General features: G+C 71.8%; 16 protein-coding genes and 1 pseudogene. 12 read left to right on the forward strand and 5 right to left on the reverse strand.

Annotated elements, in window-relative coordinates:
* Positions 1–56: 56 nt before the first annotated feature.
* The 7 genes and pseudogenes from ABZX90_RS00040 to ABZX90_RS00070 all read left to right on the forward strand — a co-directional run bounded on the left by ABZX90_RS00040 (position 57) and on the right by ABZX90_RS00070 (position 4968).
* Positions 57–914: a RodZ domain-containing protein gene (locus ABZX90_RS00040; RefSeq protein WP_355200452.1), complete on the forward strand. Its 858-nt coding sequence runs from the start codon at positions 57–59 to the stop codon at positions 912–914.
* 91 nt (positions 915–1005) lie between these two features.
* Positions 1006–2484, forward strand: a complete 1479-nt coding sequence (rimO, locus tag ABZX90_RS00045) for a 30S ribosomal protein S12 methylthiotransferase RimO (protein WP_351121691.1) — start codon at positions 1006–1008, stop codon at positions 2482–2484.
* On the forward strand, positions 2481–3203 hold the full coding sequence (gene pgsA, locus ABZX90_RS00050) for a CDP-diacylglycerol--glycerol-3-phosphate 3-phosphatidyltransferase (RefSeq protein WP_351121688.1): 723 nt from the start codon (positions 2481–2483) through the stop codon (positions 3201–3203). Before rimO ends, pgsA begins: the two co-directional genes overlap by 4 nt.
* On the forward strand, positions 3200–3745 hold the full coding sequence (locus ABZX90_RS00055) for a CinA family protein (protein WP_355200455.1): 546 nt from the start codon (positions 3200–3202) through the stop codon (positions 3743–3745). The genes pgsA and ABZX90_RS00055 overlap by 4 nt, the downstream gene beginning before the upstream one ends.
* Positions 3746–3854: 109 nt before the next feature.
* Complete coding sequence (locus tag ABZX90_RS00060) at positions 3855–4232, forward strand: helix-turn-helix transcriptional regulator (protein ID WP_351121682.1); 378 nt, start codon at positions 3855–3857, stop codon at positions 4230–4232.
* A gap of 236 nt (positions 4233–4468) precedes the next feature.
* A pseudogene (locus tag ABZX90_RS00065) lies at positions 4469–4597 on the forward strand (DNA starvation/stationary phase protection protein); the annotation flags it as partial.
* A gap of 119 nt (positions 4598–4716) precedes the next feature.
* Positions 4717–4968 carry a hypothetical protein gene (locus ABZX90_RS00070; RefSeq protein WP_355200457.1) on the forward strand — a complete coding sequence of 84 codons (252 nt, stop codon included), beginning with the start codon at positions 4717–4719 and terminating at the stop codon, positions 4966–4968.
* Positions 4969–4989: 21 nt separating this feature from the next.
* Here ABZX90_RS00070 and ABZX90_RS00075 read toward each other — a convergent pair whose 3' ends face one another.
* The 3 genes from ABZX90_RS00075 to ABZX90_RS00085 form a co-directional block, all read right to left on the reverse strand.
* Complete coding sequence (locus tag ABZX90_RS00075) at positions 4990–5751, reverse strand: SDR family NAD(P)-dependent oxidoreductase (protein WP_355200459.1); 762 nt, start codon at positions 5749–5751, stop codon at positions 4990–4992.
* Between the two features lie 134 nt (positions 5752–5885).
* A complete protein-coding gene (locus ABZX90_RS00080; protein ID WP_355200461.1) occupies positions 5886–6758 on the reverse strand; it encodes a DNA-formamidopyrimidine glycosylase family protein in 873 nt (290 codons plus the stop codon).
* A 37-nt stretch (positions 6759–6795) separates the two neighbouring features.
* A complete protein-coding gene (locus ABZX90_RS00085; protein ID WP_355200463.1) occupies positions 6796–11868 on the reverse strand; it encodes an ATP-dependent helicase in 5073 nt (1690 codons plus the stop codon).
* A gap of 147 nt (positions 11869–12015) precedes the next feature.
* On the opposite strand from ABZX90_RS00085, the gene ABZX90_RS00090 reads away from it, so the two are divergent.
* The 3 genes from ABZX90_RS00090 to ABZX90_RS00100 are packed head-to-tail and all read left to right on the forward strand — an operon-like array spanning position 12016 to position 14005.
* Positions 12016–13008, forward strand: coding sequence for an AraC family transcriptional regulator (locus ABZX90_RS00090; RefSeq protein ID WP_351121668.1), 993 nt, complete (start codon positions 12016–12018; stop codon positions 13006–13008).
* The gene (locus ABZX90_RS00095; RefSeq protein ID WP_351121741.1) at positions 12909–13700 is read left to right on the forward strand and encodes an AzlC family ABC transporter permease; all 792 of its coding nucleotides are present in this window, start codon (positions 12909–12911) and stop codon (positions 13698–13700) included. The genes ABZX90_RS00090 and ABZX90_RS00095 overlap by 100 nt, the downstream gene beginning before the upstream one ends.
* The gene (locus tag ABZX90_RS00100) at positions 13697–14005 is read left to right on the forward strand and encodes an AzlD domain-containing protein (protein WP_351121665.1); all 309 of its coding nucleotides are present in this window, start codon (positions 13697–13699) and stop codon (positions 14003–14005) included. The genes ABZX90_RS00095 and ABZX90_RS00100 overlap by 4 nt, the downstream gene beginning before the upstream one ends.
* Before the next feature lie 130 nt (positions 14006–14135).
* Here the strand turns inward: ABZX90_RS00100 and ABZX90_RS00105 are convergent, their stop codons facing one another.
* Positions 14136–15080 (reverse strand): hypothetical protein, encoded by a 945-nt coding sequence (locus ABZX90_RS00105; RefSeq protein WP_355200466.1) that lies wholly within the window; start codon positions 15078–15080, stop codon positions 14136–14138.
* Between the two features lie 80 nt (positions 15081–15160).
* Between ABZX90_RS00105 and ABZX90_RS00110 the strand changes: the two genes are divergently transcribed.
* Both ABZX90_RS00110 and ABZX90_RS00115 read left to right on the forward strand, forming a co-directional pair.
* A complete protein-coding gene (locus ABZX90_RS00110) occupies positions 15161–15355 on the forward strand; it encodes a DUF3046 domain-containing protein (protein ID WP_351121659.1) in 195 nt (64 codons plus the stop codon).
* Positions 15356–15416: 61 nt separating this feature from the next.
* Entirely contained in the window at positions 15417–16628 is a 1212-nt protein-coding gene (locus ABZX90_RS00115) for an AI-2E family transporter (RefSeq protein ID WP_351121657.1), read from the forward strand.
* 3 nt (positions 16629–16631) lie between these two features.
* On the opposite strand, the gene ABZX90_RS00120 is transcribed toward ABZX90_RS00115, so the two are convergent.
* Positions 16632–17429, reverse strand: a complete 798-nt coding sequence (locus tag ABZX90_RS00120) for a hypothetical protein (RefSeq protein ID WP_355200468.1) — start codon at positions 17427–17429, stop codon at positions 16632–16634.
* Positions 17430–17697: the final 268 nt, after the last annotated feature.

The following is a 17697-nucleotide window of genomic DNA, read 5'->3' on the forward strand; positions in this document are numbered from 1 at the left end:
ACCCCCCCTAGACTGAACCTCCAGCACAGGTGGCTACACGCTCGAAAGGCGCCCCCGTGTCCATCGTCAACTCTCCTGATGGCAACTCACCCGAAGACGAGCGTCCGTTCGAAGACGACCGTACGGCCGAGCGGCTCTCGATCGGCCGTGCCCTTCAGAAGGCACGCATCGAGGCCGGTCTGACCGTCGACGACGTCAGTAACGCCACCCGCGTCCGAATCACCATCATCCACGCCATCGAGCAGGACGACTTCGCGTCCTGTGGTGGCGACGTCTACGCGCGCGGGCACATCCGCACCCTCGCCCGCGCCGTCCGTCTCGATCCGGCCCCGCTGCTCGCGCAGTACGACGCCGAGCACGGTGGACGTCCCGCGCCGACGCCCGCCGCCCCGCTCTTCGAGGCGGAACGCATCCGTCCCGAGCGGCGCGGGCCGAACTGGACGGCCGCCATGGTCGCCGCGATCGTCGCGGTGATCGGCTTCGTCGGGTTCACCGTGGTCAAGGGCGGTGACAACGGCGACGACTCCAAGACCCAGGTCGCCGAGGGGTCCACGCCGACCACCAAGAAGTCCGCCTCGCCCAGCTCGGCCGCCACCAAGCCCGCCGACCCGAAGCCGGAGCCGTCCGACAGCGCCATCGCGGCCGCCCCGCAGGACAAGGTGACCGTCCAGGTCTCCGCCCCCGACGGACGCAGCTGGATCTCCGCCAAGGACCACAACGGCCGGGTGCTCTTCGACGGACTGCTGAAGCAGGGCGAGTCCAAGACCTTCCAGGACAGCTCCAAGATCAACCTGATTCTCGGGGACGCCGGAGCGGTCCAGCTGTACGTCAACGGCAAGAAGATCGAGGACGACTTCCAGCCGGGCGCGGTGGAGCGTCTGACGTACACGAAGGGCGACCCGCAGGTCGGATAGGGGTCCGACGGGGTAAGCCGGTACGGGGTTGGCCAAGATCGGCCAACCCCGTCGACGTGGGCTGTCGGTAAGACAAAGTAGTCTTGAGCCCATGCCTGAACGCCGTACCGTCGCACTCGTCACCCTTGGCTGCGCCCGTAACGAGGTGGACTCGGAGGAGCTCGCAGGCCGCTTGGAGGCGGACGGCTGGCAACTCGTGGAGGACGCCGAGGAAGCGGACGTCGCCGTCGTCAACACCTGTGGCTTCGTCGAAGCCGCCAAGAAGGACTCCGTCGACGCCCTCCTCGAAGCCAATGATCTCAAGGGCCACGGCAGAACCCAGGCCGTCGTGGCGGTGGGCTGCATGGCCGAGCGGTACGGCAAGGAACTCGCCGAAGCGCTTCCCGAGGCCGACGGCGTGCTCGGCTTCGACGACTACGCCGACATCTCCGACCGCCTCCAGACCATCCTGAACGGCGGCGTCCACGCCTCCCACACCCCGCGCGACCGGCGCAAGCTGCTGCCGATCAGCCCGGCCGAGCGGCAGAGCGCTGGCGAGGAAGTGGCCCTTCCCGGCCACGGCACCCCCGCGGACCTCCCCGAGGGCGTGGCCCCGGTCTCCGGCCCCCGCGCGCCCCTGCGCCGCCGCCTGGACGGATCCCCCGTCGCCTCGGTGAAGCTGGCCTCCGGCTGCGACCGCCGCTGCTCCTTCTGCGCCATCCCGTCCTTCCGCGGCTCGTTCATCTCGCGCCGTCCCAGCGACGTCCTGAACGAGACCCGCTGGCTCGCCGAGCAGGGCGTCAAGGAAGTGATGCTGGTCTCCGAGAACAACACCTCGTACGGCAAGGACCTGGGTGACATCCGTCTCCTGGAGACGATGCTGCCCGAGCTGGCCGAGATCGATGGCATCGAGCGCGTACGGGTCAGCTACCTGCAGCCCGCCGAGATGCGCCCCGGCCTCATCGACGTCCTGACGTCGACGCCGAACATCGCGCCCTACTTCGACCTGTCCTTCCAGCACTCCGCGCCCGACGTGTTGCGCTCGATGCGCCGCTTCGGCGACACCGACCGGTTCCTGGAACTGCTCGACACCATCCGTTCCAAGGCCCCCCAGGCCGGCGTGCGCTCCAACTTCATCGTGGGCTTCCCCGGCGAGAGCGAGGCCGACCTCGCGGAGCTGGAGCGTTTCCTCACGGGAGCCCGCCTCGACGCGATCGGTGTCTTCGGATACTCCGACGAGGACGGCACCGAAGCGGCGACGTACGAGAACAAGCTGGACGAGGACGTCGTGGCCGAGCGGCTCGCACGCGTGTCCCGGCTCGCCGAGGAACTGGTCGCGCAGCGCGCCGAGGAACGCGTGGGCGAGACCGTGCACGTGCTGGTGGAGTCCCTCGACGACGAGGAGGGCGCGTACGGCCGCGCCGCGCACCAGGCACCGGAGACGGACGGCCAGGTGCTGTTCACGAGCGGCGAGGGTCTGACCGTCGGCCGTATCGTCGAGGCCAAGGTGGTCGGTACGGAAGGTGTCGACCTGGTGGCCGAGCCGCTGCTCCTTGGCTCGCTCGCGTGTACTGAGGAGGCGGCCAGATGACCGGAGTCCCGGCATCCGCGGCAGGCGGCTCCCCCGGCGCCAAAGGTGCGACGGGCGCTCCCGGCGCATCCGGTGCTCCGGGGGACGCGAAGCCGGTGCGGGGCGGGAAGCTGGGCGCTGCGGCCGTCAACCAGGCCAGCCTCTGGAACATCGCCAATATCCTGACCATGATCCGGCTCGTCCTCGTGCCGGGCTTCGTGGCGCTGATGCTGGCCGACGGCGGCTACGACCCCGCCATGCGCGCGTGGGCCTGGGCTGCCTTCGCCGTCGCCATGATCACCGACATCTTCGACGGTCATCTGGCGCGCGCGTACAACCTCGTCACCGACTTCGGGAAGATCGCCGACCCCATCGCCGACAAGGCGATCATGGGCGCGGCGCTGGTCTGCCTGTCCGCCCTCGGTGATCTGCCCTGGTGGGTCACCTTCGTGATCCTCGGGCGGGAGCTCGGGGTCACCCTGCTGCGCTTCGTCGTGATCCGCTATGGGGTCATCCCGGCGAGCCGCGGCGGCAAGCTGAAGACGCTGGCCCAGGGCACGGCGGTCGGCATGTACATCCTGCCGCTGACGGGGGCGCTGGCCTCCCTGAGGTTCTGGGTGATGGCTGTGGCGGTCGTCCTGACCGTGGTCACCGGCCTCGACTACGTGAGACAGGCCATTGTGCTGCGCCGCCGCGGAATCGCCGAGCGGCGGGCCGCTGCCGCGGAGACCGAGAGGTGAGTTCCACGGCCGCCGAAGTGGTGCGACTACTCACGGTGAGGGGCGAGACGCTCGCCGTCGCCGAGTCGCTCTCCGGTGGCCTGGTGGCGGCGGAGATCACCGCGGTGCCGGGTGCCTCGAAGGCGTTCCGGGGCTCGGTGACCGCGTACGCCACCGAACTGAAGCACGAACTGCTGGGCGTGGACGCCACTCTTCTGGCCGAGCGCGGCGCGGTGGATCCGCAGGTCGCGGCGGAGATGGCGACCGGGGTGCGCAAGGCGCTCGGCGCGGACTGGGGGATAGCGACCACCGGCGTCGCCGGTCCCGACCCTCAGGACGGACAGCCGGTCGGTACGGTCTACGTGGCTGTCGACGGGCCCCCCGGGGCGGCTTCCGGCACCGCCCGTGGCGGGAAAGTGGCGCCGCTGCGGTTGAACGGCGACCGGGCGGAAATCCGTATGGAGAGTGTACGCAGCGTACTCGCGCTGCTCCTGCAGGAGCTCGCGGGCGAACAGACCGGGAATGAGCGGGCACAGGATACGGAACAGAACGGGGGGTTTTGATGTTTGCAGCCCTGAGTGAACACGACATCGCTCCCCGCACGGCCGCGGCGCAAGGCGGTACGGTGGGGCGTGAAGGATGCGGCTACGCGGTCCGAGGAGGGAGCCACCGATGATTCTGCTCCGTCGCCTGCTGGGTGACGTGCTGCGTCGGCAGCGCCAGCGCCAGGGCCGTACTCTGCGCGAAGTCTCCTCGTCCGCCCGAGTCTCACTCGGCTATCTCTCCGAGGTGGAGCGGGGGCAGAAGGAGGCATCCTCCGAGCTGCTCTCCGCGATCTGCGACGCGCTGGACGTACGGATGTCCGAGCTCATGCGGGAAGTGAGCGACGAGCTCGCCCTCGCCGAGCTGGCACAGTCGGCTCGGGCAACCGAACCGGTGCCCGCACCGGTGCGTCGCCCGATGCTCAATTCCGTATCGGTGACCGGAGTGCCACCGGAACGGGTCACGATCAAGGCGCCTGCGGAGGCGGTCGACGTCGTCGCCGCCTGACGCTCACCAGCTCGCGTTCCTGAGCTGAGCACGCGTATGCGAAAGCCCCGGCCGGGGCTTCTCCAGGGAGATCTGGAGGAGTCCGGCCGGGGCTTTCGCGTTGCGCGGGGTCCACGTCAGTCCCTGGCGGTTCCTGGTGGTCACTTATGGATGCATTTGCCGGTACCCGGCGCGACCTCCATGGTGGAGGTGCGGCGAGGCAGGTCGCCGGAGTCGTCGTGAATCGGAGGATGTGGATGTACGTCGTGAAGAGCTCCTTGTCCGACGCGGACCTGAAGACCGCCGCCGAGGCGCTGCAGGGTGCCCTGGTGGACCTCTCCCTCGTGGCGAAGCAGGTCCGCTGGAACGTGGTGGGGCCCCGCTTCCAGGCGGAGAACGGGTGACGGCCTCCGAGTCGCTCCGCCCCGGCTGTTGCCGTGTGCCGTCGGTGTGCACTGCTCACGCGTGAGATCGGCGGCCTGGTCCTGGGCCGGAGGAGGGTGCCATGGCAGGCCGAATAGCGCGCCGGGGGGCTGCGCTGGTGCTCGGCGCGCTGTGGTGGTTCAGCGTGCTCCGGCTCGCGCTGGTATCCGACGCCGGGGTGCTCGAAGGAGCGGTCGCGGCGGGTGGGTGGGGGCTCAGCCTGCTGCCGGTCCACTGCGTGCCGAAGTCCCGGGCCGCCGGCGCCGTGGGGTCGGACCGGTGGTGGGACCACTGGCGAGAAGCCTGGCGCCGTTCGCGGGGTCTTCGTGGGTGAGGCCGGGCTTCGAGTGGCGGGCTACCAGGGCATGGCGACGCCGCCGTTGGGGCGGAGTATCTGGCCCGTGGTGAACGCCGACGCGTCCGAGGCCAGGTGCAGCACGGTGTGGGCGATGTCCTCGGGTTCGCCGACGCGGCCCAGCGGTGACAGGCGCGCCATGAACGCCTCCGTGTGTGCCTGCTTCTCGCCGTGACGATCGGTCATGGGGGTGCGGATCCAGCCGGGTGCCACGGCGTTGACGCGAATACCGTGCGGGCCGACCTCGGTCGCCAGCGTCCTCGTCAGCTGTACGACGGCCGCCTTGGCCGCGCTGTAGCAGAGCAGGCCCGGACCGCCGGTGTCGATCGCGCCCGAGGCCATGGTGATGACGCTGCCGCGGACGTTGTTCGCGATCATGGAGCGCGCGGCCTCCTGGCACGCGTACAGCACGCCCTTGAAGTTGACGTTCAGCACCCGGTCGAGGTCCTCGTCCAGGGTCTCCAGGACGGGGCTGCTGTGCATGATCCCGGCGATCGCCGCCATGACGTCGATGCGGCCGCACGACGCGACGGCCTGTTCGAGCTGGGCGCGGTCGGTGACGTCGAGCGGGTGGCTGAGGGCGGTGCCGCCCTGGTCCTTGATCAGCGTCGCCGTCTCGTGCAGGCCCTGCTCGTCGACGTCCGCGCAGTGAAGGGTGGCGCCCGCCTCTGCGAGCAGGAGCGCGGACGCGCGGCCGATGCCGCCCGCCGCGCCGGTGACGAATGCGGTGCGTCCGGTGAGGTCGTACGCGGGGAGGGCCATGAAGGGACGGTACGAGGATTTCTGACGGGTCGTCAATTAGTTGGGCGGAGTTGATGCGTGGTCCGGCGTGCGGCTTCGCACAGGGTCCGGCGTGCGCCCGATCTCGGCCCGGCGTGTGGCCCGGGCGCGTTCTTTTAGTGGCGCCGCCGGTCGGGCGTCGGCGACTCGTACCTGGTGGGGCGGTTCCCCGGGGCGGTGCGCCGGCCGCCTGACGGCGGCGTGGGGCCGGTCTGGCACCGGGGGCACCAGTACGTGGGGCGCTCGCGGGCACCGTCGCCCTGGTTCGCCGAACGGATCGGCGTTCCGCAGCGAAGACACGGGCGAGGGGCGCGGCCGTAGACGAAGAGGTGCTGGTCACGGCGCCCCGTGGTGACGCGGGCCGGACGGTCGCGGTTGAACTCCAGCAGCTTCTTGGCGAGGACCGGGAGTTGGGCGGCGCGGTCGGTGGGCAGGGCGCCGACGGGGAGCCAGGGGGTGGCGCCGAGCAGGAAGCACAGCTCGCTTTTGTAGACGTTGCCGATACCGGCGAGATTCCGCTGGTCGAGGAGGGCCTCGCCGAGGGCGCGGTCCGGTGCGCGAAGGAGGTTCTCCAGGGCCTTGCCCGGGTCCCAGTCCGGACCCAGGAGGTCGGGGCCGAGGTGACCGACCGCGCGGGCCTCGTCAGTGGTGCGGAGCAGTTCCAGTACGGGCAGGCGGTAGCCGACCGCGGTGCGGTCCGGGGTGCCGAGGATGGCCCGGATCTGGTGTGCGGGGCCCCCGCTCCAGCGCCGGCCGGGCTCGTACACCTTCCACGAACCGTCCATCCGCAGATGCGAGTGCAGGGTCAGACCGCCCTCGATTCGGGTCAGGAGGTGCTTGCCGCGCGGGGTGACGTCCAGGACGGCGCGACCGGTGAGGTCGGCCGTGGCGTACTGGGGCACGCGCAGGTCGGATCGGGTCAGTACGTTGCCCGCGAGGGCGACGTGCAGCCGCCTCGCGGCCTGCCAGACGGTGTCTCCTTCGGGCATGACTCCAGGGTGGCACGGGCGGGTGGGGGCTCGGGGGTCAGGCGCGAAGGCGCAGTCCGCGTGGTGTGGCGATGAAGCCCGCTCCCTCCAGGAGGGTGCCGAGGGGGGAGGTGAGGGCCGAGGCGCCGTTGACGCGCTCGACGGTGACCGTGCCGAGCGAGCCCGCGCGGGCGGCGGTGGCGAGGGCCTCCGCCGCGGCATGCAGACGGGTGTCCTCGGTGACCGGTCCGTCCGGGTCCGAGGGCCACGCCAGCAGGGTCTTTCCGCCGCGCTCCATGTAGAGAGTCAGCTCACCGTCGACCAGGACGACCAGCGAACCTGCCTTGCGGCCCGGCTTGTGGCCCGCTTCGGTCGGGGGCTCGGGCCAGGGGAGGGCCGCGCCGTAGGCGTTCGCGGGGTCGGCGGCGGCCAGTACGACCGCCGGGGAGGCGGTGCGGGTGCGGGAGCGGGTGTTCGGGAAACCCGGACTGTTCGGGTAGCCGGAGCTGTTGGTCGGGTACGGCGAGCCGTTGCGGTGGGAGGAGGTGTTCGGGCGGTGGGGGGCGTCGGGGTAGTGGGAGCCGGCCGAGAAGCCGGAATCGGCGGAGTCGGCGGAGAAGGTGTGGTCGTCGCCGAAGGCGAGGTCGGAGTCGGGGCTGAAAGCGGGGTCGGAGTTCGGGTTGAAGGCCGGGCTGCCCAGGAGCCCCGGACCGTCCGCGAGGTCGGCCCTGTCCGCGAAACCGTCGCTGCCGCCGTCGAAGGAGAAGCCGGAATCCGGGAATCCGGGGACGCCTGGGAAACCGGGGGCGTCCGGGAAACCGGGGACGTCCGGGAACCCGTGTGCGCCGGGGGAGTTGTTCGGGAGAGGCGGGTCGGGCAGGGCGTCGCCCCGGTCCCGTGCGTTCGCCGCCGCGCGGAGGCGGTCCACGGCGCCGTCCATGGCGAACTGGGCGGCGCCGAGACCCTCGACCACGTAGCCGCGCCGTGCCTGGCCGCTGTCCTCGAAGGCCGACAGGATGCGGTACACCGCCGAGAAGCCGCCCTCGACGCCCTCCGCGGCGACGGCGCCCCGGGTCACCACGCCGTGCCGGTCGAGCAGGGTGCGGGCCAGGGCGTGGGCGCGCACGGTGGCGTCGGGTTCGCGCTCGGGCAGCAGTGACCAGCGGCCCGCCACGGTGGGGGGTCCGGTACGCGACTGGGGGCGCGCGCCTCCCGTCAGGGAGCCGTAGCGCCCGCGGGGGACCGAGCGCTTGGCGCGGTGGGCCGTGGACCCCGCGGTGCGGCCCGAACCCAGCAGGGAGCGCATCGGCGCGAGCGTGTCGTTCGTGAGGCGCCCGGACCAGGCCAGATCCCAGATCGCGTCGGCGAGTTGCGGATCGGTGGCGTCGGGGTGTGTGGTGGCGCGGACCTGGTCGGCGATCTGGCGGAAGAAGAGGCCGTAGCCCCCGGAGAGGGTGTCGAGGACCGACTGATGCAGTGCGGTCGGCTCCAGGGGGTGCGCGGCCGGAAGGAGCAGGGGGGCGGCGTCCGCCAGATACAGCGAGACCCAGCCGTCCTTGCCCGGCAGCGAACCCGCCCCTGCCCAGACCACCTCCCCGGCGGCCGTGAGCTCGTCGAGCAGCGCGGGCGCGTAACCGGCGACCCGGGACGGCAGGACGAGCTTCTCCAACGCGGACGCCGGCACGGAAGCGCCCTGCAACTGCTCGATGGCGCGCACCAGTCCGTCGATGCCGCGCAGTCCGTGACCGCTGCCGACGTGCTGCCACTGCGGCAGGAACTGGGCGAGCGCGGCGGGTGGGACCGGTTCGAGCTCATGACGCAGCGCCGCGAGCGAACGGCGGCGCAGTCTGCGCAGCACCGCGGCGTCGCACCACTCCTGGCCGATGCCCGCCGGATGGAACTCCCCCTGGACGACCCGGCCGTTCGCGGCGAGCCGATGCAGCGCGCCGTCGGTGACGGCCGTACCGAGACCGAAGCGGGCGGCGGCCGCCGTCGAGGTGAACGGCCCGTGGGTGCGCGCGTACCGGGCGAGGAGGTCGCCGAGCGGATCCTTGACCGGTTCGGTGAATGCTTCCGGGACACCGACGGGCAACGCCGTGCCGAGCGCGTCGCGCAGCCGCCCGGCGTCCTCGATGGCCGCCCAGTGATCGGCTCCGGCGATCCGGACCCGGATGGCGCGGCGGGCGGCGGCCAGCTCCTTGGCCCACTGCGGCTCCGCGCCCCGCTCGGCCAGCTCCGCGTCCGTGAGCGGCCCCAGCAGGCGCAGCAGGTCGGCGACTCCCTCCACGTCCTTGATGCGGCGGTCTTCGGTCAGCCACTGGAGTTCGCGCTCCAGCTCGGCCAGGACGTCGGCGTCGAGGAGTTCGCGCAGTTCGGCCTGGCCGAGGAGCTCGGCCAGCAGGCGCGAGTCCAGCGACAGCGCGGCGGCCCGCCGCTCGGCGAGCGGCGAGTCACCCTCGTACAGGAACTGGGCGACGTAGCCGAAGAGCAGGGAGCGCGCGAAGGGGGAGGGCTCGGGTGTGGTGACCTCGACGAGCCGCACCTTGCGCGACTCGATGTCGCCCATCAGTTCCGTGAGGCCGGGGACGTCGAAGACGTCCTGGAGGCATTCGCGTACCGCTTCCAGGACGATCGGGAACGAACCGAACTCACTGGCCACCTGGAGCAGTTGGGCGGCGCGCTGCCGCTGCTGCCACAGGGGGGTGCGCTTGCCGGGGTTGCGGCGCGGGAGTAGCAGGGCGCGGGCGGCGCACTCGCGGAAGCGGGCGGCGAAGAGGGCCGAACCGCCCACCTGGTCCGTGACGATCTGGTTGACCTCGCCCTTGTCGAAGGCGACGTCCGCCGCGCCGACCGGCGCCTGCTCGGCGTCCCACTCCGTGCCCGCCTTCGTGGGTGCCTGGTCGAGCAGGTCCAGGCTCATCAGGTCGGCGTCGGGCAGCCGCAGCACGATGCCGTCGTCGGCGTGCATGACCTGGGCGTCCATGCCGTACCGCTCGGAGAGCTTGGCCCCCAGGGCGAGAGCCCAGGGGGCGTGGACCTGGGCGCCGAAGGGGGAGTGCACGACGACCCGCCAGTCGCCCAGCTCGTCGCGGAAGCGCTCGACGACGATCGTGCGGTCGTCCGGGATGTGACCGCACGCCTCGCGTTGTTCTTTCAGGTACGCGAGGACGTTGTCGGCGGCCCAGGCGTCCAGGCCCGCGGCGAGCAGCCGGAGCCGGGCGTCGTCCTCGGGGAGCGAGCCGACCTCGCGGAGGAACGCGCCCACCGCGCGCCCCAGTTCGAGCGGACGTCCGAGCTGGTCGCCCTTCCAGAAGGGCAGCCTGCCAGGGACACCGGGCGCCGGGGAGACCAGGACCCGGTCCCGGGTGATGTCCTCGATGCGCCAGGAACTCGTGCCGAGCGTGAAGACATCGCCCACCCGGGACTCGTAGACCATCTCCTCGTCGAGTTCGCCGACCCGGCCGCCGCCCTTCTTGGGGTCGGCCCCCGCGAGGAAGACCCCGAAGAGCCCGCGGTCGGGGATGGTGCCCCCGGAGGTGACGGCGAGACGCTGGGCGCCGGGGCGGCCGGTGATCGTACCCGCGACGCGGTCCCACACCACGCGGGGCCTCAGCTCCGCGAAGGCGTCGGACGGATAGCGGCCCGCGAGCATGTCGAGCACCGCGGTGAACGCCGACTCCGGGAGCGAGGCGAAGGGGGCCGCCCGGCGGACCGTGGTGAGGAGGTCGTCGACCTGCCAGGTGTCGAGCGCGGTCATGGCGACGAGCTGCTGGGCCAGTACGTCCAGGGGGTTGGCGGGGACCCGCAGGGACTCGATGGAGCCCGTGCGCATCCGCTCGGTGACGACGGCCGCCTGCACCAGGTCGCCCCGGTACTTCGGGAAGACGACACCGGTGGAGACCGCGCCGACCTGGTGGCCCGCGCGCCCCACGCGCTGGAGTCCCGACGCCACGGACGGCGGTGACTCGACCTGGATGACGAGGTCGACCGCGCCCATGTCGATGCCCAGTTCGAGGCTGGAGGTGGCGACCACGGCGGGCAGACGGCCGGCCTTCAGATCCTCCTCGACCTGCGCCCGCTGCTCCTTGGAGACCGAACCGTGGTGGGCACGGGCGATGACCGGCGGCGCCCCCTGCGCCGCGCCCGAGCCGCCCATCAACTGGGCCGGCGCGTGCGCCTCGTCCAAGGGCTCGCCGGTCGCCCTCTCGTACGCGATCTCGTTGAGCCTGTTGCACAGCCGCTCCGCCAGGCGACGCGAGTTGGCGAACACGATCGTCGAGCGGTGGGACTGGACGAGGTCCGTGATCCGCTCCTCGACGTGCGGCCAGATGGAGGGCTTCTCTGCGCCCTCCTTGCCGTCGGAGGCCGGGGACCCGCCCAGCTCGCCCAGGTCCTCCACCGGGACGACCACGGTGAGGTCGAACTCCTTGCCGGACGGCGGCTGGACGATCTCCACCTTGCGCTGGGGCGAGAGATAGCGCGCGACCTCGTCCACGGGACGCACCGTCGCGGAGAGGCCGATCCGCCGGGCGGGCTTCGGCAGCAGTTCGTCGAGGCGCTCCAGAGTGAGTGCGAGATGGGCGCCGCGTTTCGTGCCCGCGACCGCGTGCACCTCGTCCAGGATCACCGTCTCGATGCCCGTCAGCGCGTCGCGCGCGGCCGATGTCAGCATCAGGAACAGCGACTCGGGGGTCGTGATCAGGATGTCCGGCGGGCGGGTGGCCAGTGCTCGGCGCTCGGCGGGCGGGGTGTCGCCGGAGCGGATGCCCACCTTCACCTCGGGCTCCGGCAGCCCGAGCCGCACGGACTCCTGCCGGATGCCGGTCAACGGGCTGCGCAGGTTCCGCTCCACGTCGACCGCGAGTGCCTTGAGCGGGGACACGTACAGAACCCGGCAGCGCTTCCTCGGGTCCGCCGGCGGTGGCGTCGAGGCCAGCTGGTCGAGCGCGGCGAGGAACGCGGCCAGCGTCTTGCCGGACCCGGTGGGGGCGACGACCAGCACGTCCGAGCCCGCCCCGATCGCCGCCCATGCCCCGGCCTGGGCCGCGGTGGGCGCGGGAAAGGCCCCCGTGAACCAGCCGCGGGTCGCGGGGGAGAAGCCGTCGAGGGCTCGGTGCGCGGAGCTGACCATGCGTCCATCCTGCACCCGGCCACTGACAATCGCCCTGACCTGCGAGAACGCCTCGGCGGGGCGTCAAACACGTCCGCGAGGCGGGGCGGGGCGGGTGCGGTGAGGCCGTCGGCGGTGGGTCCTCCCGCAGTGGCGGAGAATGAGGACGTGGCAGGTTCGGGGCAGGAACGGGCACGACACTGGCAGTACGCAGAGCTGCCCGGTGTCGATCTGCTGCGGGCCCGCTACGTCGAGAAGATCTTCGTGCGGCACACCCACGAGAACTTCGTCATCGCCGCCGTCGCCGAGGGTGTCGAGGTCTTCCACCACGGCGGCGCCGACCAGTACGCGGGCCCGGGTTCCCTGGCACTCGTCAACCCCGACACTCCGCACACCGGGCGCGCGGGCGTTCCGGAGGGCTGGAGGTACGGCGCCGTGTACCCCTCGCCGGACATGGTGGCCGAGATCGCCGCCGAGACCACCACCCTTCGCGGCACCCCCGGATTCACCCGTCCGGTACTGGACGACCCCTACGCGGCGGGCCTGGTCCACCAGGTGCTCCGGGCCGCGGAGGAGGGCAACGCGCTGGCCGCCGACACCCTGCTGCGGGTCGCCGTGACGCGGCTGCTGCGCCTGAACGGAGGATCGCTGCCGCAGCGGGCCGTGCGCACCGCGGGCGGCCGGCTCGCCGCACGCGCGCGTGGCGTGCTGGAGGAGCGGATGGCCGAGCCACCGACCCTGGAGCGACTCGCCGCCGACCTCGGCACCAGCCCGTTCGCCTTGCTGCGCGCGTTCCGGGACGCCTACGGCATGCCGCCCCACACCTGGCTGACCGACGCGCGGGTACGCCGGGCCCGCCACCTCCTGGACGCCGGTTCCGCGCCCGCCGAGGCGGCCGTCGCCGTCGGCTTCACCGACCAGCCGCACCTCAACCGCCACTTCGGCCGGATCGTGGGCGTCCCCCCGGGCGCCTACCAGCGCGAGCGCAAGAACGTACAAGACGCCGAGGGGCGACTCCTCGTACCGTCCGACGCGTGGCAGAACAGACAGCTCTCGCAGACATACGCAGTGAAGAAGACGGAAAACCCGACGCCGCCGTCGTCCGCGACGCCCTCGGAGTCGGGGTCGCCGTCGGACTGTCCGGTTTCGCCTTCGGGGTGACGTCGGCCGGCAGCGGGCTCACCCTGCTCCAGACCTGCGCGCTCAGCCTCCTGGTGTTCACCGGTGCGTCGCAGTTCGCGCTCGTGGGGGCGCTCGCGGCCGGAGGCAACCCGCTCACCGCGGCCGCGGGCGCGTTCTTCCTCGGGGTGCGCAACGCGTTCTACGGGCTGCGTCTGTCACAGCTCCTCGCGCTCCCGCGCGCGGTGCGCCCGTTCGCCGCGCAGTGGGTGATCGACGAGACCACGGCCGTCGCGCTCGCCCAGCCCACCCGCCGCAGCGTCCGCATCGGCTTCACCGTCACAGGCCTGTCCCTCTACCTGCTGTGGAACCTCACCACCCTGCTCGGCGCGGCCGGGGCCGAGGCCATCGGCGACACCGACGCGTGGGGCCTGGACGCCGCCGGGCCCGCCGTGTTCCTGGCGCTGCTCGCGCCGATGCTGAAGACCACCGCGGAACGCGCCGTCGCGGGAATCGCCGTCCTTCTGGGACTCGGTCTGCTGCCCGTGCTGCCTGCCGGAGTCCCCGTGCTGGTGGCCGCACTGGCCGCCCCCGCCGTTCTCTACGTGACGGGGCGCCGCGGTGCGAGGACCTTCGCCGAAGCACCCACCAGTGAAGCGGGCGAGGCACCGACCGGCGTGTCGAGCAAGACACCGACCGGCGCACCGAACGACGTATCGGAGGAAGACCGTTGAACATCTGGATCGCCATCGGCGCCACCGCCGTCGGCTGCTACGCCGTCAAACTCATCGGTCTGCTGATCCCCGCCGGCGTCCTGGAGCGGCCGCTCGTGCAGCGCCTCGCCGCTCTGCTGCCCGTCGCCCTCCTGGCCGCCCTGACCGCCCAGCAGACCTTCGCCGACGGGCGGGTCCTCGTGGTCGACGCGAAGGCCGCGGGGCTCGCGGCGGCCGCCGTCGCGCTGATCCTGCGCGCCCCTTTCCTGCTGGTGGTCGCCGCGGCCGTGGTGGTGACGGCCGCGGTCCGCGCGATGACAGGCTGACACCCGCACCCAGGCGCCCCGGGCCCCGCATCCGAGCCTCGCACCCGGGCGCGCAGACCTGGCACCGGGCACCCGGGCCCCGCGCCCAGGCACGCAGACCTGGTACCGGGCACCCGGGCCGGAGGCGGCGTCAGCCGATGGACCGGCCGTACGCCCGAAGCGTGCGCAGTGCCTCGATCGTCACCATGGGGCGGCACTCCAGGGAGGTGCTCGGTGCCCACTGACGCCATCGGATCGGCCACCCGCCGTCCTCCTGCTGCTCGTCCGCGAGGTGGTCGAGCGAGCGCGCCATCTCCGCGTCGGTGAACCACGCGCGCGCGAGCGAGCCGGGAGTCGCCGCGTAGTCGTGCGGGAAGTGGTGCTCACCCGGCGCGTAGCCGGGCGCGACCGGGTAGGCCTCCAGGTGGTCGGGGTCCAGGGCGGCGAGCCGGTGCTCACGGACGAGACGGCCCAGCCGGTCGGCGCTCGCCTCCGCGCGCGGGCGGTCGGCCGCGGAGTCCAGGAAGGCGACCGCCGCCTCGATCTCGTACGGATGGGACTTCTCCAGGGACTCGACCGCCTGCCAGCAGAAGTCGGTGGCCCGGAACAGCCAGGCGTGCCATACCTCGTTGCGGTGCAGGAGGCCCACCACCGGGCCGGTGGCGAGGAGTTCGCTCGGCGGATCGTCGACGATCGGCACGAAGGGGGCCGTCGGATAGCCGCGCTGGCTGGGATGGATCGCGGGCAGCGCGCCGTCCGCCGTCGACACGGAGGTCAGATAGCGGCACACACGCTCCACGCGCTGGCCGCCGCAGCGTCCGATCGAGTCGAGTACGCACAGCGCGTGCCCGGTGTGCAGCGGCTGGCTGACGGGGCCGCGCAGATCGGGTTCGAGGGCGTGACCGTACCCTTCGTCGTCGTTGCGGTAGGCGGCCAGCGCGGTCTCGACCGCGTCTGCGCCGCCGTCGAGGAAGTGGTACGCGAAGCGGCGTTGTTCCAGCACGCGCGCGGTGAGCCAGACGAAGTGCTCGGCGCGGGCGAGTGGGGAGTGCGCGGGGGGCGTCTGGGGGAGTGGGGATGCTCCTGTTTCGGCCATGCGTCAGACCGTAGGGCGGAAAGCGGTCTCGGAAAGCGGTCCCGGCTCGGGCCCACTCTCAGGGGCGGGATACTGGAGTCATGCGGTTGACGGTCTTCTGGCAGCGAATGGCTGATCACTTCGGCGAGGGGTACGCCGAGACGTTCGCGCGCGATCATGTGATGACGGAACTCGGCGGGCGCACCGTCCAGGAGGCGCTGAACGCGGGCTGGGAGGCCAAGGACGTGTGGCGCGTGGTGTGCGCGACCATGAACGTTCCGTACGAAAACCACTGAACGGAACCTCAAGTCCGGGGGACGTGGCCCTACTGTCGGTGGCGTGGGCCAGACTTGCGGCGTGGCCCCGACAGACGAGAACACGCAGGTCGACCAGCAGACATCACCGTTCGGCACGACGCCGCCCGACCCGCCGGGCGGGGACGCCGCCGCGCAGGGTGCGCGCATGCCCCGGTGGTTGCCGCGTGCCATGGTGCTCGCCCTCACGCTCGTCGCCGTGTTCCAGCTGGGCAGTTGGGCGTTCCACCAGCTCACCGGGCTGCTGATCAACATCCTGATCTCGTTCTTCCTGGCGCTCGCGATAGAGCCCGCGGTCAGTTGGATGGCCTCACGGGGCATACGCAGGGGGCTGGCCACCTTCCTTGTCTTCCTGGGCTCGTTGATCATGATCGCCGGGTTCATCACCTTGCTCGGCTCGATGCTCGCGGGCCAGATCATCAAGATGATCGAGGGTTTCCCCGACTATCTCGACTCGGTCATCAACTGGATCAACACGCACTTCCAGACCGACCTGAGACGCGTCGACATCCAGGAGGGACTGCTCCACTCCGACTGGCTGCGGAAGTACGTGCAGAACAGCGCCACCGGCGTCCTGGACGTGTCCGGGCAGGTGCTCGGCGGCCTCTTCCAGCTTCTGACGGTCGCGCTGTTCTCGTTCTACTTCGCCGCCGACGGACCGCGGCTGCGGCGCGCGCTGTGCTCGGTGCTGCCGCCCGCCCGGCAGGCCGAGGTGCTGCGCGCCTGGGAGATAGCCGTCGACAAGACCGGCGGCTATCTGTACTCACGAGGCCTGATGGCGCTGATCTCGGGCGTGGCGCACTACATCCTGCTGGAGGCACTGGGCGTGCCCTACGCGCCCGTGCTAGGCGTGTGGGTGGGTCTGGTGTCGCAGTTCATCCCGACCATCGGCACCTATCTGGCGGGCGCCCTGCCGATGCTGATCGCGTTCACGATCGACCCCTGGTACGCGCTCTGGGTGCTCGTCTTCGTCGTGGTCTACCAGCAGTTCGAGAACTATGTGCTGCAGCCCAAGCTGACCTCCAGGACCGTGGACATCCACCCCGCGGTCGCCTTCGGGTCCGTCATCGCGGGCACCGCGCTCCTCGGGGCCGTCGGCGCGCTGATCGCCATCCCCGCCGTCGCCACCCTGCAGGCGTTCCTGGGGGCGTACGTGAAGCGGTACGACGTCACGGACGACCCACGGGTGCACGGGCACCGTACGCGCAGCTCGGTCGGCCTCCTCGCGCGCGTGCGGCGGCTGTTCGGCCGGTGACGTTCACCAGGTGAGGGCCGCGTGGGCACCGGCGACGACGACGGCCGTCGTGTAGCCGCCGACGGCCCCGTACAGGACCCGCTGCTTGACCCTGTCGCTCCAGTCGGTGCGCGACAGCAGCCAGGCCAGCGCGGGCAGCACCAGTACGGCGTGCAGGCTCACTCCGTGCAGCGGCTTGAGCGGAGCCGTCGAGTGGTACGCGGCCTCCTGGTGGCCGGTCCGGGCGAGGACGACCCCGCGCGCGATCATCGCGGCCCCCGAGGCCAGCGCGACGAGCAGGATCGCGAAACCGGAGCGCACGGCGAGCGGCATGCCCAGAGGGCCTGTGGGCCGGCGCCGGAACGAGGCGACCGCGAACACGGTCAGCAGTACGACCAGAACCCCGCCGCCCACCGCGAGCATCATGGACACCGCCGTGTCGAAGCCGGTCTCCATGTCGAGATGCGAGGGCACCCGGCGCCACGCCTGGAGGGTGATCCCGCCGACCTCCACCACACAGTCCGCTGCGAACACGACGAGCAGCGTGGTGCGCAGCCTCGCCTCCACACGCACGTACGACGTGACCCAGGTGATCGCGATCAGGGTCAGCCCGAAGGAAAGCCCGAAGGTGACGGGCTTGCGCCAGGAGACGGGACCGTCCCACGGGCCGCCGTCGACGGCGAAGACCAGCAGATGCAGGCACCCCGAGAGGACGAGCAGGGCGCCCGTCGCGACGCAGAGCCACTCGGCCGGTCGGAGCGCGGGCTTCGGCGGCAGCAGGGGGCGGCTGCTCGTCGGGAGGCTGGTCCTCGTCGTTCGCATGGGGCACAGCCTGCCGGGTGGGCCGGGCGGCGTCGTCGTCCGGCCGAAGACACCGGCGGTACGCCCGGGAGAGTAGCCACGGGCGAGGACCGGTCCGGGGCCGGTGCCTGGACCGGGTGGCGGGCCCGGGACGGGTGCCCGGACGGGGTGTCGGACCCGGGCTGCTGGGACATTCGGGGCGTTGTCGGAGTGTGAACGTAGTCTCGGAGGTGCCGCGTGGTGCGCTTGACACGAAAATCGAACATCCATTCTTATGGAAGTTCCGGCG

Source organism: Streptomyces sp. NPDC002935, assembly GCF_040611295.1.
Taxonomy (GTDB): domain Bacteria; phylum Actinomycetota; class Actinomycetes; order Streptomycetales; family Streptomycetaceae; genus Streptomyces.

What these genes read in the sequence shown, in the direction of transcription:
- rimO (WP_351121691.1), top strand. Translation starts at nt 1,006, where the DNA reads ATGCCTGAACGCCGTACCGTCGCACTCGTCACCCTTGGCTGCGCCCGT.
- pgsA (WP_351121688.1), top strand. Translation starts at nt 2,481, where the DNA reads ATGACCGGAGTCCCGGCATCCGCGGCAGGCGGCTCCCCCGGCGCCAAA.
- ABZX90_RS00060 (WP_351121682.1), top strand. Translation starts at nt 3,855, where the DNA reads ATGATTCTGCTCCGTCGCCTGCTGGGTGACGTGCTGCGTCGGCAGCGC.
- ABZX90_RS00070 (WP_355200457.1), top strand. Translation starts at nt 4,717, where the DNA reads ATGGCAGGCCGAATAGCGCGCCGGGGGGCTGCGCTGGTGCTCGGCGCG.
- ABZX90_RS00075 (WP_355200459.1), bottom strand. Translation starts at nt 5,751, where the DNA reads ATGGCCCTCCCCGCGTACGACCTCACCGGACGCACCGCATTCGTCACC.
- ABZX90_RS00080 (WP_355200461.1), bottom strand. Translation starts at nt 6,758, where the DNA reads ATGCCCGAAGGAGACACCGTCTGGCAGGCCGCGAGGCGGCTGCACGTC.
- ABZX90_RS00085 (WP_355200463.1), bottom strand. Translation starts at nt 11,868, where the DNA reads ATGGTCAGCTCCGCGCACCGAGCCCTCGACGGCTTCTCCCCCGCGACC.
- ABZX90_RS00105 (WP_355200466.1), bottom strand. Translation starts at nt 15,080, where the DNA reads ATGGCCGAAACAGGAGCATCCCCACTCCCCCAGACGCCCCCCGCGCAC.
- ABZX90_RS00110 (WP_351121659.1), top strand. Translation starts at nt 15,161, where the DNA reads ATGCGGTTGACGGTCTTCTGGCAGCGAATGGCTGATCACTTCGGCGAG.
- ABZX90_RS00120 (WP_355200468.1), bottom strand. Translation starts at nt 17,429, where the DNA reads ATGCGAACGACGAGGACCAGCCTCCCGACGAGCAGCCGCCCCCTGCTG.